The organism is Enterobacter sp. MGH85 (genome assembly GCF_001037655.1).
GTDB lineage: Bacteria > Pseudomonadota > Gammaproteobacteria > Enterobacterales > Enterobacteriaceae > Enterobacter > Enterobacter intestinihominis.
On the sequence record NZ_KQ089925.1, the window covers coordinates 1,963,910 to 1,978,714 of the forward strand.

Below are 14,805 nucleotides of genomic sequence, written 5' to 3' on the forward strand. Positions count from 1 at the left end.
CGCGCATAACAGTTATGCCGGAGAAGCAGATGAACCGTTTTATTATGGCCGATGCCAGCAAATGCATTGGTTGCCGTACCTGTGAAGTGGCGTGCGTGGTGTCCCATCAGGCGGAGCAGGATTGCGCCTCCCTGACCCCCGACACCTTCCTGCCGCGCATCCACGTCATTAAAGGCGTGAATATTTCCACCGCCGCTATCTGTCGCCAGTGCGAAGACGCGCCGTGCGCCAACGTCTGTCCGAACGGGGCGATTAAGCGCGAGAAAGGCTTCGTGCATGTGATGCAGGAGCGCTGCATCGGGTGCAAAACCTGTGTGGTGGCGTGTCCGTATGGCGCGATGGAGGTGGTCGTTCGCCCGGTGGTGCGCAACAGCGGTATCGGGCTCAGCGTGCGCGCGGAGAAAGCCGAAGCCAATAAATGTGACCTCTGCTACCACCGCGACGCCGGTCCGGCGTGTATGGAAGCCTGTCCGACGCATGCGCTGGTCTGCGTCGATCGCGACAAGCTCGAACAGATGAGTGCCGAAAAACGCCGCCGTGCGGCGTTCGACACCTCGTCATCGCTGCTGTTTTAAGCTGCAATGCGCGTTAACGGCGTACAGCTTCGGGTGCGCGGCAAGGTGCAGGGGGTAGGATTTCGTCCCTTCGTCTGGCAGCTTGCACACCAGCTGGGGCTGGCGGGCGACGTGTGCAACGACGGAGAGGGTGTCCTGGTGCGTCTCGCGGGTAGTGGGGGTGACTTTACCGCGAGACTGCGCCAGGACTGCCCACCGCTGGCGCGCATCGATCGCGTTGAAACGCAGCCGTACAGCTGGAATACGCTGCCGGACGAGTTTGTCATCCGCCACAGCGAGAGCGGGGCGATGGATACGCAAATCGTCCCGGATGCCGCCACCTGTCCCGCATGCCTGGCGGAGATGCGCGATCCGCGCGAGCGCCGTTATCGCTACCCGTTTATCAACTGCACCCACTGCGGACCGCGGTTTACCATTATCCGCGCCATGCCCTATGACCGCCCGGCCACGTCAATGGCGCCTTTCCCGCTCTGTGTGCCCTGTGAAACGGAGTACCGCAACCCGGCTGACCGGCGTTTTCACGCTCAGCCGGTGGCCTGCCCGGACTGCGGGCCGCAGCTGGAGTGGCAAGCCGGGGATGCTGCCACCACCCGCGAATCGGCGTTAAGCGCGGCGGTGGAGAGATTGAAAAACGGCGGGATTGTGGCGGTCAAAGTGCTGGGCGGATTTCACCTGGTCTGCGACGCGCTTAACCCACAGGCGATTCGGAAATTGCGGGCACGCAAGCAGCGCCCGACCAAGCCGCTGGCGGTGATGATCCCGCATGCGAACGATCTGCCGGAGGCCATCCAGACGCTGTTACGTTCACCCGCTGCGCCGATTGTGCTGACGCCAAAAGCCTGCCTTCCTGCGTTTCCTGAGGAGATTGCGCCGGGGCTGACTACGGTCGGCGTAATGCTACCTGCGAACCCGCTCCAGCATTTGCTGATGTTGGACTGCCAGCGCCCGCTGGTGATGACCTCCGGCAACCTCAGCGGCCATCCACCCGCCATAAGCAACCAGCAGGCGCTGGAAGAACTCAGTGACATCGCTGACGGCTTCCTGCTGCACAACCGCGATATTCTTCAACGGATGGATGATTCAGTAATGGATCGGGACGGTGCGATGCTGCGTCGCGCACGCGGTTTTGTGCCGGATGCCATCACATTGCCCGCCGGATTCCGCGACATCTCGCCCATGTTATGCACCGGCGCGGAGATGAAAAATACCTTCTGCCTGGTGCGTGGCAACCAGGCGGTGCTGAGCCAGCATTTTGGCGATCTGAGCGACGAGGGCATAGAGGCGCAGTGGCGCAGTGCGCTCTCGACGATGCAGGACATCTACGCCTTCCAGCCAGAGCGCGTGGTGTGCGATGCCCATCCGGGATATCACGCCCGACAGTGGGCCCGGGCGCAGGCGCTGCCCGTTGAGACCGTGCTGCATCATCATGCGCATGCAGCAGCGTGTCTGGCGGAGAATGGCTGGCCGCTCGACGGCGGGGATGTTATTGCCCTGACGCTGGATGGGATCGGCATGGGTGAGAACGGCGCGCTGTGGGGCGGCGAGTGCCTGCGGGTGAACTATCGCGACTGCGAATGGCTGGGCGGTCTGCCAGCCGTTGCGCTGCCGGGGGGCGATCTGGCGGCAAAACAGCCGTGGCGCAATTTGCTCTCCCACTGTCTTGCGTTCGTACCTGACTGGCAGCAGTACCCGGAAACAGAGGCGGTACAGCGTCAAAACTGGCCGCTGCTGGCAACGGCAGTGTCGCGCGGTATCAATGCGCCGCGGGCCTCCTCCTGTGGTCGTCTGTTCGACGCCGTGGCCTGTGCGCTGGGCATTGAAACGCAACGCTATGAGGGCGAAGCAGCGTGCCGGCTGGAGGCGCTGGCCGAACGCTGTGCAGGGGTTGATCATCCGGTGACGCTCAAGACGGATAACCTTGCGCTGTTCTGGCAGCAGTGGCTGGCCTGGCGGGCGGAGCCCGGCGAGCGCGCCTGGGCCTTTCATGATGCGCTGGCAAAAGGGCTGAGCGAACTGGCGGCAACGCATGCCCGCCGACGGTCGCTCTCTACGGTGTGCTTCAGCGGAGGTGTCCTTCACAACCGCCTGCTACGCGCGCGCCTTCGTCATTACCTTTCTGATTTCACGCTTCTTTTTCCTTCGCGCCTGCCCGCAGGCGACGGAGCGATCTCCTTCGGGCAGGCGGTGGTTGCTGCCGCCCGATCATGTTCACAAAGGATTTAAAATGTTACGACTTTTACGCAATGAACCTCGTGCAGCGTGCCTGCTGCTGGCTCTGGTGATGGCTAACCTGCTGGCCTGGGGGCTGGCGTGGCACACCTTTAGCGGCAGTACGGCGCTGATGTCGGCCAGCCTGCTGGCCTGGTGTTACGGACTGCGTCATGCGGTGGATGCCGACCATATCGCCGCGATTGATACCGTGACGCGTAAGATGATGCAGCAGGGCAAGCGCCCGTCCGGCGTGGGCGCATGGTTTTCCCTCGGACACTCCACCATCGTGGTGCTGGCCTCCATTGCCATCGCCGCCACCGCCACGGCGTTTCAGAAAAATATGGAATGGTTCCACGAAACCGGCAGCCTGATTGGCACCGCCGTCTCCGCCACCTTCCTGCTGGCGATGGCGCTGGTGAATATGGTGATCCTGCGCGGCGTCTGGCGCAGTTTTCAGGCACTGAAACACGGCAGGTCCGTGCAGGGCGACATCACGCTGCCTGCCCAGGGTGGCGTCATGAACTGGCTGTTCGGCAAAACCTTCCGCCTCGTCAATAAAAGCTGGCAGATGTATCTGGTGGGCTTCCTGTTTGGCCTCGGCTTTGACACGGCCACCGAAATCGGCGTACTGGGGATCTCCGCCGCCAGCGCCTCCAGCGGGATGTCGGTGTGGTCGATCATGATCTTCCCGGCGCTCTTCGCCAGCGGCATGGCGCTGGTGGATACGCTCGATAACCTGCTTATGGTGGGTGCCTACGGCTGGGCATTCAACAAGCCGCAGCGCAAGCTGTACTACAACATGACCATCACCGGCACTTCGGTGGTGGTGGCGCTGTTTATCGGCGGGCTGGAAGCGCTGGGTCTGCTGATGGACAAGTTCTCCCTCAGCGGCGGCGTGTGGGATCTGATTGGCGCGGTGAACGATAACCTGGGCGACGCCGGGTTTGTGGTGGTCGGGCTGTTTGTCGCCTGCTGGCTGATCTCGATGGCGAATTACCGCTGGCGCGGTTATGACGCGCTGGTGGTGCGGTCCTGAACCACGCAGCCCTGTTTTTGCCCGGCGGCGCTACGCTTGCGCGGGCCTACAAGGTTTACCGTTATGGTGTTAAGTAGGCCGGGTAAGCGGAGCGCCACCCGGCATGACGAGGGTTAAGCAGGTAACGATTTCAGCAGTGCAAAGGCCTCCTTCATTTTGTCTTCGCTGACCACAAAGGCGCGCATCTGACCGACAGTATCGGTGCCGCGCGCCACCATGCCCTGAGGCGAAAGGACAATCTCCCAGTTCAGATCCTGACGCTGCGTTTCACCTGCGAGATGCAGCGGTAGTTCCGGCGTTTTTACCTTCACCAGCATGGCGGGTAATCTCACCGGGGCGTTGCCGCCGAGCAGGTTTTTCGCCAGGAACATGGCGCTCAACTGAATCGGTTGCAGGAACGGCAGCACCTGCCCGTTAATTTCCGCGCAGTCGCCCAGGGCATAAATGTCCGGCTGGGTGGTTTGCAGGTAGCTGTCTACCTTCACGCCGCGATTGATCTCTGCGCCTGCGCGGTGCGCCAGCGCGGTTTCCGGGCGCAGCCCCGTCGCCGCAATAACCACATCCACTTCCACCCTGCGGTTGTGGTCGAGCGTCGCACAAATGCCGGTTTCGGTTTTGCTCAGGCTCTGCAACTGCGATTTCAGCAGCAGATGCACGCCCATGTCGGTCAAACGATGCTGTAAGCGACTGCTTACTTCTGCCGGCATCAGCGCTGACAGAATGCTGGCCGCGTGGTCAACAAGGGTGACGGATTTTCCCGCCCGGCAGAAGTCCATCGCCAGCTCGGTGCCAATCAGCCCGCCGCCGACAATCATCACCCGCATGGCGTCGCGTAACAGGGTCTCGCTGGCCTGATACTCCTGCTGACTGTTGAGCGTGACCATTAACTCGCGGCCCTCAACCGGCGGCACAAACGCAGATGCCCCCGTCGCCAGCACCAGCTTGTCGTACTGCCAGGTTTTATCTTTCGCGTTCACCACGTGGGCGTCGGCGTCGATATCGGTGACCCAGGTGTACGGAAACAGACGCAGATTAAATTGTTCTGCAAACTCCCCCGCCGTCTGGCGGGTGAGATCGTCGGCGCGCTGATTTTGGCTAATGACGTGGCTTAAATCAGGCTTGTTGTACTCATCCATGCTGTCGGCGGCGATCACCGTCAACGGCACGTTAGCATCCTGTTTGCGGATATTTTTCACCAGCTGACGGGCGGCAAAGCCCGAGCCGATAATGATGATGCCGTGGCTCATTTTGCCTCCGTTGCCAGTTCATCAAAGACGTCTTTTCCGAGGGAACATTCCGGGCAGAGGAAGTTGTCCGGCACCTCGCTCCACGGTGTACCCGGCGCGACATCCTGCAACGGTTCGCCCAGCTCAGGATCGTAAATCCACTGGCAGACGCTGCACTGCATGCAGGGGCCGAGGTCGGCAGCGGCAGGAGCGGCTTCTGCTACGGCTTCCGGCGCAGCAGCCGCGGCGGGTGCGGTTTCCGGCAGCGGCGCAAGCGCCCACTGGCGGGCAATGTCGCGACCGTGCTGGCGACAGATTTCCAGCGCGTCGAGATCCGGACGCCATTTCGCCTTCAGGCTCAGGGACATCTCAAAACCGGCATCCTGTAAACGGGTGGAGAGACGGTCTACCGCGCCGCCGCTCCAGCCGTGTGAACCAAAGGCGCTGGCGCGTTTGTTACGGAAGCGCAGGCCGGTCATCTCTTCCACCAGTCCGGCAATTTTCGGCATCATCACGTTATTCATGGTGGAGGTACCCACCAGCACGCCTTTGGAGCGGAAGACGTTGGTCAATACCTCATTCTTATCGCTGCGCGCCACGTTGAAGATTTTCACTGCCACGTTCGGGTCCACTTCGTTGATGCCCTGGGCAATGGCGTCCGCCATCATGCGGGTGTTGTTGGACATGGTGTCGTAGAAGATGGTGATGCGGTCTTCCTGATAGTCCGCCGCCCACTTCAGGTACAGCTCGACGATCTGGGTTGGATTTTCACGCCATACCACGCCGTGGGAGGTGGCAATCATATCCACCGGCAGGTTGAAGCCGAGGATCTCGGTGATTTTTGGCGTGACCAGACGGCTGAACGGCGTCAGGATGTTGGCGTAGTAGCGCTGGCACTGTTCGAACAGCTCGGTCTGATCCACTTCGTCGTTGAACAGACGTTCGTCGCAGTAGTGCTGGCCGAAGGCGTCGTTGCTGAACAGCACCGCGTCACCGGTCATGTAGGTCATCATGCTGTCCGGCCAGTGCAGCATTGGGGTTTCCACGAAGATCAGCTGTTTGCCGTTGCCGATATCCAGCGTGTCGCCGGTTTTTATAGTGTGGAAGTTCCACTCTGGATGGTGGTGGTGGCCGTTGATGGAGTCAATGGCATTGGTGGTGCAGTAGATCGGGGTATCCGGAATGTGGGACATCAGCTCGGTCAGCGCCCCGGCATGATCCTCTTCCGCGTGGTTGATGATGATGTAGTCGATGTCATTCAAATCGATTTCGCTGCGCAGGTTCTGCACGAACTCGCGGCTGAATTTGTGATCGACGGTATCGATCAGGACGTTTTTACCTTCGCGAATGAGGTAGCTGTTGTAGCTGCTGCCGCGCAGCGTTTTGTATTCCGTCCCGTGAAAATCACGTACTTCCCAGTCACGTTGACCCACCCAATGAATGTTATTTTTAACCAGAATAGACATAGCAACCTCAACTTAATACGGCGTTTTCAAATAAGATGACTGTCATATATCAAGTTGCGTGCCAGTTTTTTAACTTATTGAAAATAATGTATTTGTGTTTTGATTCTCCCTAATGGGTAGTCATTTTGACTATCTTAAAAATTGTCAATATGACACTATGTGTTGTCAAAATGACAGTGAGGCAGAGATGAGCTTTTCCGTAGATGTGCTGGCGAAGATCGCCATAGAACTGCAAACCGGTATTGGTCATCAGGACCGCTTTCAGCGGCTGATCTCCACGTTGCGCCACGTGCTGGATTGCGATGCCTCAGCGCTGCTGCGTTACGAAGGGCGGCAGTTTATTCCGCTGGCTATCGACGGTCTGGCGAAGGACGTACTCGGGCGGCGCTTTACCCTGGAGGGCCACCCGCGTCTGGAAACCATCGCCCGTGCGGGTGACGTGGTGCGTTTCCCGGCAGACAGCGATCTGCCCGATCCGTACGACGGCCTGATCCCCGGCCAGGAGAGCCTGAAGGTTCACGCCTGTATCGGCCTGCCGCTGTTTGCCGGGCAGAACCTGATTGGCGCGTTAACCCTCGACGGCATGTCGCCGGATCAGTTCGATACCTTCAGCGACGAAGAGCTACGGCTGATTGCCGCGCTGGCGGCCGGGGCGCTGAACAACGCCCTGCTGATAGAACAGCTGGAGAGCCAGAATATTCTTCCGGGTAGCCCGACGGCGTTTGAGCAGGTGGCGCACACCGAAATGATTGGCCTTTCGCCGGGCATGGCGCAGCTTAAAAAAGAGATTGAGATTGTCGCCGCGTCTGATTTGAACGTGCTGATCTTCGGGGAGACCGGCACCGGTAAAGAGCTGGTGGCGAAAGCGATCCACGAAGCCTCGCCCCGTGCGGTGAACCCGCTGGTGTATCTCAACTGCGCGGCGCTGCCGGAAAGCGTGGCGGAAAGCGAGCTGTTCGGACACGTCAAAGGGGCCTTTACCGGGGCGATCAGCAACCGCAGCGGCAAGTTCGAAATGGCTGATAACGGCACGCTGTTCCTCGATGAAATTGGCGAACTCTCCCTTTCGCTCCAGGCCAAACTGCTGCGGGTGTTGCAGTATGGCGATATTCAACGCGTGGGTGACGATCGCAGCTTACGCGTGGATGTGCGCGTGCTGGCGGCGACGAACCGCGATCTGCGCGAAGAGGTGCTGGCGGGGAATTTCCGCGCCGATCTGTTCCACCGTCTGAGCGTGTTCCCGCTCACGGTGCCGCCGCTGCGCGAGCGGGGCGATGATGTGGTGCTGCTGGCGGGCTTTTTCTGCGAACAGTGTCGGCTCAAAATGGGGCTTTCCCGCGTGGTGCTAAGCCCCGGCGCGAGGACGCACCTGCTGTGCTACGGCTGGCCGGGTAACGTGCGTGAACTGGAACATGCGATTCACCGCGCGGTGGTGCTGGCGCGGGCTACGCGTTCGGGGGATGAAGTGGTGATTCATGCGCGCCATTTCGCGCTGCATGAGGAAACGACGCCGTCCGTGAAGCCGGTGATACCTGAGAGCGTGAACGAAAACCTGCGCGAGGCGACGGATGCGTTCCAGCGTCAGATGATCACCCGCGCCCTGGAGCAGAATAACCGCAGCTGGGCGGCATGCGCGCGGGCGCTGGAGATGGACGTCGCCAACCTTCACAGGCTGGCGAAACGTCTGGGGCTTAAGGGTTAAATAATCCCCGCCTGGTAGAAGTCTTGCAGGTTGATCGCGCCGCACAGCCTGCCGTGCTCGTCCACCACCGGCGCAGCGGTGATTTTGCGCTTCATCAGCACCTCTTTGGCTTCAATGGCGCGGCTGTCGGCATTCAGCGTCAGCCCGCCCCGGGTCATTGCTTCGGATACCCGCGCCTCCAGCTTGCCGCCGCCCACCAGCCAGCGGCGCAGGTCGCCGTCGGTGAAGACGCCCTTCACCTGGCGGTCGTTGTCGCATACCGCAACCAGCCCCAGACCGGTGCGGCTCAGCTCCAGCATGGCGTCCATCACGCTGGTGTCGAGTTTGACCTGAGGAATGGCATCGTCCGTGCGCATCAGGTGGTGAACCTTGTTGAGCAGACGTGCCCCAAGCGCGCCAGCAGGATGGGAACGGGCGAAATCCTCTTCGTTAAAGCCGCGCGCCTGCATCACCGCCATCGCCAGCGCGTCGCCCATCATCAGCGTGTTGACGGTGCTGGAGGTCGGTGCCAGGTGCATCGGGCAGGCTTCGCGCTCAACGGAAATATCCAGCGTTGCTTTCGCGGCCAGCGCCAGCGGCGAACGGGATTTGCCGGTCATCGCTAACAGGGCCACCGATTTTTCTTGCAGGCGAGGGATGATGAGATCCAGCTCTTTGGCTGAACCGGAGTAGGAGATAAACAGCATCACGTCGCGGCTTTCGATCATCCCCAGATCGCCGTGCAGCGCTTCGGCAGGATGCACGAAGAACGCCGGTGTGCCGGTGCTGGCAAGCGTCGCGGCAATCTTCTTGCCGATATGACCAGATTTACCGATACCCGCCACGATCACTTTGCCCTCGCAGTGGATAATGGTGTTGGCTGCACGAACAAAATCCTCACCCAGACGCTCCGGCAGGCGGCTGGCTTCCTGTAGCTCCAGCAGCAGAGTCTGGCGGCCTGCGTTTAACAGAAAATCACTCATTTTTCTCTCCGGTTACGATCACGTCGATGCCCTTCGCTTCCAGCGCTTTTTTAAATGCCGGATCGATAGCTGCGTCGGTAATCAGTTTATCGACGCTTTCAAGGCTACAGACAATGTTGGGGCTTTTACGGCCAAACTTCGACGAGTCCGCCATCAAAATCACTTCCCGCGCGGCGTTGCACATCGCTTTGCTGACGCTGAACACCTCGTTGAAGGTGGTCACGCCCGCGTTGAGGTCGATGCCGTCCGTGCCCATAAACAGCTTATCGAAGCTGAAGTGGTCGAAGGCATTCTCCGCCAGCTGCCCGTGAAACGACGCGGATTTTTTACGGAAGGTGCCACCGGGCATCAGGATGGTCTGCTCGCTGTCGAACTCTGACAGGGCATTGACGATGTGCAGGCTGTTGGTCATCACGGTGATGTTATTAAAGCGGCTGAGCAGCGGGATCATCTGCAGGACGGTACTGCCAGCGTCGAGGATGATGGAATCGCCGTCCTGGATAAATTTGACCGCAGCTTCGGCAATCAGCGCTTTCTGGTGCGTATTAATCAGCGTCTTGTGATCGATAGGCGGGTCGGCTTCGTCTTTATTGAGCACCACGCCGCCGTAGGTACGAATGACGGCGCCGGAGTTTTCGAGCAACACCAGGTCCTTGCGTATTGTCGTGCCGGTGGTGTCAAAGTAGTGGGCCAGATCCTCTACCGAGCACTTTCCCTGCTTTTGCAGATGCTCAAGTATGGCCGCCTGCCGCTGACGTGGTTTCATAGGCGCTTCGTTCCTTACGTTGCGAAATGATAATTCCGCAAGTTTATAACTTTCACAACGAAATTATCCATGTTTCAGATTAAGCGCTAATGATAGTGCATTCTGACAGAGTGAATCATGGGGGAAGATCACATCAGGTTGTAATTCATGCAGCAAAATGCCGTTGATCGCCTGGATTTTCACCGGGCGGGCAAAGACGGTCATGCCGCGCATGATGAGGGAATCGCAGACCTTATTGTTTTCATCCAGCGCAACAGCGACGACAACCCGCGGTTTGAAGCGTCCGCCGGAACGCCCGACACCCACACGGCCTTTCTGGCACAGGGCGTCAAAGGCGCGGTTAAACTGATGGATTTGCCAGCCGCCAAACGCCATCTGGCAGAACCAGGCGAAGGCGGCGAAGGTGATTAATGCGGTTACCATATCGGCTCCTTAATTGCCGGGTGGCGGCTGCGCCTTACCCGGCCTACGGGGGTTGTAGCCCTGGTAAGTGCAGCGCCACCGGGGATTAAACTCAGAACATCACCTGCCCACCGGTGACGTTAATCGACTGCCCGGTGCAGTACGAGGCTTTCGGGCTGGCGTAAAACAGCAGCATGTTCAGCACGTCCTGATAATCACATCCGCGCTTGAGCGGCACTTTGTCGATGTAGTACTGCTCCACTTCTTCAGCTTTGATGCCGAGCTTGGAGGCGTACTGCGGAAGCAGGGACTGGAACATCGGCGATTTCAACAGGTTACCCAGCATCAGCGAGTGAACGGTGATGCCGTATTCGGCCAGATCCAGCGCCAGAGACTGCGTCAGCCCCACGCCGCCAAACTTCGCCGCGCTGTAGCCGGAGTTGTGCTTGCTGCCCACTTTCCCGGATTTCGAGTTGATCTGAATGATGCGCCCCTGAATACCATCGCGGATCATCAGCCGGGAAAACTCACGGGCGCAGAGGAAATAGCCCACCAGATTCACCTGCAACGAGCGGTCAAAATCCCCCAGTTCGAAATCGCTGATAAAGGCCGCTTTCGCGATCCCCGCGCTGTAGACCAGCAGGTCGATACGCCCAAATATCTCATCTACGCCGCGGGCCAGCGCCACCACGCTCTGCTCGCTGGTGGCGTCGGCACCAAATCCGTACGCCATCCCTTCGCCAAACTCGGTGTTGATGGCGTCCGCCACGCGGGCGGCTTTTTCACTCTGAATGTCCACAACCGCCACGCGGTAACCCTCTGCGGCAAGCCCACGGCAGAGGAACTCGCCTAAGGTTTGTCCCCCACCAATGACAACGGCAACCTGACTCATGTGTTTCTCCTTAATTACGCAACAAATTTTAACGTACAGCCTGGTGTGACAGCCTGCGGAACCGGCCCCTCAACGTGAACCGTGCCGGGATACTCCGCCTGCGGTTGCCCGTCAAAACGCAGGGTGATGTGCCCCAGCTCGCGCAGGTTTTGTTCAGCGACGTCGCCGACGGCGGTCACGGCATAGCGCGCCTCGCCCAGCTCAAGCTGGCTCCCGGCCTTCAGCTCGCCGTTTAGCTCGCCGTGGCAGTGGATAAAGCAAAACTCTTCGATATCCGCAGGCGCCCCTTCGCGGAAGGTGATCAGCATCTGGTCGCTCAGCGCATCGGCCGCGCTCTGGCCGATGCGGGTAATGGTGGTCTGGTAAATCACGGTCATGGCAGGAACCTCTTATTGATAAATAAAGCCGGAGACAAACCAGGCAATCAGCACCGTGGGCGCGCCAGTCAGGAAGCGGCTCACCAGCACGGAGGGGACGCCCACGCGCACGGTGTCCTGACGTGCTTCCGCCAGCGACAGCCCGACGGGGATGAAGTCGCACGCCGCCTGAGCGTTAATGGCGAAAAGGGCTGGCAGAGCGAGGTGCGGGGGAATGTTGCCCAGACCAATCTGTACGCCAATCAGCACGCCGATGACCTGGGCAATCACCGCGCCCGGGCCGAGAAACGGCGACAGCAGCGGGAAGGAGCAGATCAGCGCCAGCGTCACCAGGCCGAGCGGGTGGCTGGCGAGCGGGGCGAGGCCGTGGGCAATCCAGTCGCCGAGGCCGGAGGCCATGATGATACCGATCAGCGCCGAGACGAACGCCATAAACGGCAGAATGGTTTTCAGCACCGTGTCGATGGTGTCGCGCCCGGACTGGAACAGCACCGCCACGGCGGACCCCATCCCCATCCCGACCTTCGCCAGCAGGCCATCGCTCTGCTCGGTGATTTTTTTGCTGGTGTCGTACTCGCGCGAGGCCGCTTTTTGCGGCGCGGATGTGCCATTCACCAGCGTGATGTTGTCCTCCTTCACCCCAGAGACATAAATATCCTCAAGGATGTACTGCGCCAGCGGGCCGGATTTCCCGGTGGAGTGAATATTTACCGTCGGAATGCGGCGCTTCGGATAGATGCCGCAGCGCAGCGTGCCGCCGCAGTCGATCACCGCCACGCCGATTTCCGCTTCCGGCGGTTCGCCTTCCTTGAAGCCGTCGACCGCTTCCCAGCCCGTCAGCTCGTGCAGCCTGTCGACGATCGCCGGGCGCGTGCCCGCGGTGATGTACACAATCTTTTTGCCTTCGGTGGCGTCGAACTCCAGCGGGCCGCCCCAGCCGCCCGTGCCTTTCTCAATGCGGATCCGGTTCATGCTGTAGCTCCTGAAAGATGGACTTTCTGTTCAAGCTGGATGCCCATTTTTTTCTCAAAAATGGCGGTGGTGAGATCCGTCACCCAGCCGCGGAAGAAGTTGGTGACCAGACCGACCAGCAGGTAGCTCACCGCCAGCGGGCCGAGCGGCAGGCCAAGCGTGGTAAGGCCGCTGGCGATCCCGAGATAAACGAACAGCTCGCCGGGGTTGATGTGCGGGAACAGGCCGTTCATGGAATGGCAGCTGTAGGAGGCGGCGGCGTAATAGCTCGGCTTGTACTTCTCTGGCATAAAGCGGCCGAGGCTTAAGGTCATCGGGTTGCAGAACACAAAGGTGCCGATGAAGGGCAGGATCAGGTAGCGGGACAGCGGGTTTCCGGCGCAGCGCTGGGCGAAGCGTTCAATACGCTGCTGGCCGATAAAGTTAATCAGCGCGTTCATGATTACCAGCAGGCTGATCAGCAGGGGCAGGATCCCGGTCACCATGCCGGTGAATACCTCGCCGCCTTTCTGAAAAAGCCCGATGAACCACTCGGCGCCGTGGGTGATGGTTTCTATCATTCTTCTCTCCTGTAGGGCGTTTGTTTTTGTCTGTTCGGGGCTAATAATAATCAAATTGAAAGCTTTTAAAGTGTTAATTAGATCTCACAATGAAAGAAAAATGGATTAATTTGAAAGATAATTGGTGGGGCGAATGATTTTCGATGGAAAAAAGCGCGGATTTGCGTTGGGGAGGTGTGTACCGCTTCCTTGAGGTGTTGCGGATGCTTTACCATACTGGGTTCTTACCGAACTCGTTAAATGGATGCCACATGTTCAAGCGTCGTTATGCAGCGCTGTTACCTGCGCTTATTCTCCTGTCCGCCTGTAGTAGCAAACCCAGGACTGAAGCTGTTCAACAAACGGCGGGCGCGCCTTCCGGCGGGTTTCTGCTTGAGCCGCAGCACAATATGATGCAGATGGGCGGCGACTTCGCGAATAACCCTGCGGCCGAACAGTTCATCGATAAAATGGTGAGCAAGCACGGTTTTGATCGCCAGCAGCTGCATGCCATTTTGTCTCAGGCGAAGCGTCTGGACTACGTGCTGCGCCTGATGGACAGGCAGGCGCCGACGGCCCAGGTGCCGACCGGGCCAAACGGGGCGTGGCTGCGCTATCGCAAACAGTTTATTACCCCGGACAACGTGCAAAATGGCGTGGTGTTCTGGAATCAGTATGAAGATGCCCTGAACCGCGCGTGGCAGGTCTATGGCGTGCCGCCGGAGATCATCGTCGGTATTATTGGGGTTGAGACCCGCTGGGGACGCATTATGGGTAAAACCCGCATCCTCGATGCGCTGGCGACGCTCTCCTTCAACTATCCGCGCCGCGCCGAGTATTTCTCCTCTGAACTGGAAACCTTCCTGCTGATGGCGCGAGACGAACAGGACGATCCGTTAGATCTGAAAGGGTCGTTCGCCGGTGCGATGGGCTACGGCCAGTTTATGCCGTCCTCCTATAAGCAGTACGCGGTAGATTTTAACGGGGATGGTCACATCAACCTGTGGGATCCCGAAGACGCCATTGGCAGCGTGGCCAACTACTTCAAAGCGCACGGCTGGACGCCGGGCGGCCAGGTGGCGGTACAGGCGAACGGCGAAGCGTTTGGTCTGGAAAACGGATTTAAAACCAAATACAGCGTGGCGCAGCTGGCAGCGGCAGGCTTAACGCCGTCTCAGCCGCTGGGCAATGTTGACCAGGTGAGCCTGCTGCGCCTGGATGTCGGAACCGGTTATCAGTACTGGTTCGGACTGCCGAACTTCTACACCATTACCCGCTACAACCACAGCACGCACTATGCGATGGCGGTGTGGCAGCTGGGGCTGGCGGTGTCTCAGGCGCGTGTGCCGGCAGCGTCACCGTTTAGCCAGTAAGTTACCCCGACGGGTAGGCCGGGTAAGGCAACGCCGCCACCCGGCATGGCTGCCCGCACGGTGCGGCCTGATGCCCTCACCCTGACCCTCTCCCACGGGAGAGGGAAGTTTGCAGAAACATTTCGCCACATTCCCATTTCACTCCCGCCGTTTACATCTTAATCGTCTTTCATTATTGTTATGTTATAACATAATTTTGAATTGAGATGTCCATGTCCCTGTTTTCTCTCTCATCCCCGGTTCGGCTGCTGCTGGCGCTGGTGCTCATTCTGTTTCTCGGCCTGGCCGTGCGCTGGGCGGTGGCGT

Annotated in this window: 14 protein-coding genes; 5 read left to right on the forward strand and 9 right to left on the reverse strand. The window is 59.5% G+C overall.

Annotated elements, in window-relative coordinates; genetic code table 11:
* The first annotated feature begins 29 nt into the window (after positions 1–29).
* Genes hydN through SK51_RS09310 form a run of 3 tightly spaced genes read left to right on the forward strand, consistent with a single transcriptional unit; the run spans position 30 to position 3,822 of the window.
* Positions 30–575 (forward strand): electron transport protein HydN, encoded by a 546-nt coding sequence (gene hydN, locus SK51_RS09300; protein WP_017382793.1) that lies wholly within the window; start codon positions 30–32, stop codon positions 573–575.
* A gap of 6 nt (positions 576–581) precedes the next feature.
* On the forward strand, positions 582–2,798 hold the full coding sequence (hypF, locus tag SK51_RS09305; protein WP_048206658.1) for a carbamoyltransferase HypF: 2,217 nt from the start codon (positions 582–584) through the stop codon (positions 2,796–2,798).
* 1 nt (position 2,799) lies between these two features.
* Positions 2,800–3,822 carry a HoxN/HupN/NixA family nickel/cobalt transporter gene (locus tag SK51_RS09310; protein WP_023306816.1) on the forward strand — a complete coding sequence of 341 codons (1,023 nt, stop codon included), beginning with the start codon at positions 2,800–2,802 and terminating at the stop codon, positions 3,820–3,822.
* Positions 3,823–3,935: 113 nt separating this feature from the next.
* Here SK51_RS09310 and norW read toward each other — a convergent pair whose 3' ends face one another.
* Together norW and norV are read right to left on the reverse strand one after the other, a co-directional pair.
* Positions 3,936–5,069: an NADH:flavorubredoxin reductase NorW gene (gene norW / locus SK51_RS09315; protein ID WP_048206659.1), complete on the reverse strand. Its 1,134-nt coding sequence runs from the start codon at positions 5,067–5,069 to the stop codon at positions 3,936–3,938.
* On the reverse strand, positions 5,066–6,514 hold the full coding sequence (norV, locus tag SK51_RS09320; RefSeq protein ID WP_032676480.1) for an anaerobic nitric oxide reductase flavorubredoxin: 1,449 nt from the start codon (positions 6,512–6,514) through the stop codon (positions 5,066–5,068). The genes norW and norV overlap by 4 nt, the downstream gene beginning before the upstream one ends.
* A gap of 187 nt (positions 6,515–6,701) precedes the next feature.
* On the opposite strand from norV, the gene norR reads away from it, so the two are divergent.
* Positions 6,702–8,216 carry a nitric oxide reductase transcriptional regulator NorR gene (gene norR / locus SK51_RS09325; RefSeq protein WP_023306813.1) on the forward strand — a complete coding sequence of 505 codons (1,515 nt, stop codon included), beginning with the start codon at positions 6,702–6,704 and terminating at the stop codon, positions 8,214–8,216.
* On the opposite strand, the gene gutQ is transcribed toward norR, so the two are convergent.
* The 7 genes from gutQ to srlA form a co-directional block, all read right to left on the reverse strand.
* The gene (gene gutQ, locus SK51_RS09330) at positions 8,213–9,178 is read right to left on the reverse strand and encodes an arabinose-5-phosphate isomerase GutQ (RefSeq protein WP_023298458.1); all 966 of its coding nucleotides are present in this window, start codon (positions 9,176–9,178) and stop codon (positions 8,213–8,215) included. The genes norR and gutQ overlap by 4 nt on opposite strands.
* Positions 9,171–9,944 carry a glucitol operon DNA-binding transcriptional repressor SrlR gene (gene srlR, locus SK51_RS09335; RefSeq protein WP_023306812.1) on the reverse strand — a complete coding sequence of 258 codons (774 nt, stop codon included), beginning with the start codon at positions 9,942–9,944 and terminating at the stop codon, positions 9,171–9,173. Before srlR ends, gutQ begins: the two co-directional genes overlap by 8 nt.
* Before the next feature lie 63 nt (positions 9,945–10,007).
* Positions 10,008–10,367 carry a transcriptional regulator GutM gene (gene gutM, locus SK51_RS09340; protein WP_023306811.1) on the reverse strand — a complete coding sequence of 120 codons (360 nt, stop codon included), beginning with the start codon at positions 10,365–10,367 and terminating at the stop codon, positions 10,008–10,010.
* 91 nt (positions 10,368–10,458) lie between these two features.
* Positions 10,459–11,238 (reverse strand): sorbitol-6-phosphate dehydrogenase, encoded by a 780-nt coding sequence (srlD, locus tag SK51_RS09345; protein WP_023306810.1) that lies wholly within the window; start codon positions 11,236–11,238, stop codon positions 10,459–10,461.
* A gap of 14 nt (positions 11,239–11,252) precedes the next feature.
* Positions 11,253–11,615 carry a PTS glucitol/sorbitol transporter subunit IIA gene (gene srlB / locus SK51_RS09350; protein WP_022649147.1) on the reverse strand — a complete coding sequence of 121 codons (363 nt, stop codon included), beginning with the start codon at positions 11,613–11,615 and terminating at the stop codon, positions 11,253–11,255.
* 12 nt (positions 11,616–11,627) lie between these two features.
* Positions 11,628–12,587 (reverse strand): PTS glucitol/sorbitol transporter subunit IIB, encoded by a 960-nt coding sequence (gene srlE, locus SK51_RS09355; protein WP_023306809.1) that lies wholly within the window; start codon positions 12,585–12,587, stop codon positions 11,628–11,630.
* Positions 12,584–13,147, reverse strand: coding sequence for a PTS glucitol/sorbitol transporter subunit IIC (srlA, locus tag SK51_RS09360; protein WP_003862164.1), 564 nt, complete (start codon positions 13,145–13,147; stop codon positions 12,584–12,586). The genes srlE and srlA overlap by 4 nt, the downstream gene beginning before the upstream one ends.
* Before the next feature lie 251 nt (positions 13,148–13,398).
* Here srlA and mltB point away from each other — a divergent pair, with 251 nt between their 5' ends.
* Entirely contained in the window at positions 13,399–14,499 is a 1,101-nt protein-coding gene (mltB, locus tag SK51_RS09365) for a lytic murein transglycosylase B (RefSeq protein WP_022649145.1), read from the forward strand.
* The last annotated feature ends 306 nt before the right edge of the window (positions 14,500–14,805 follow it).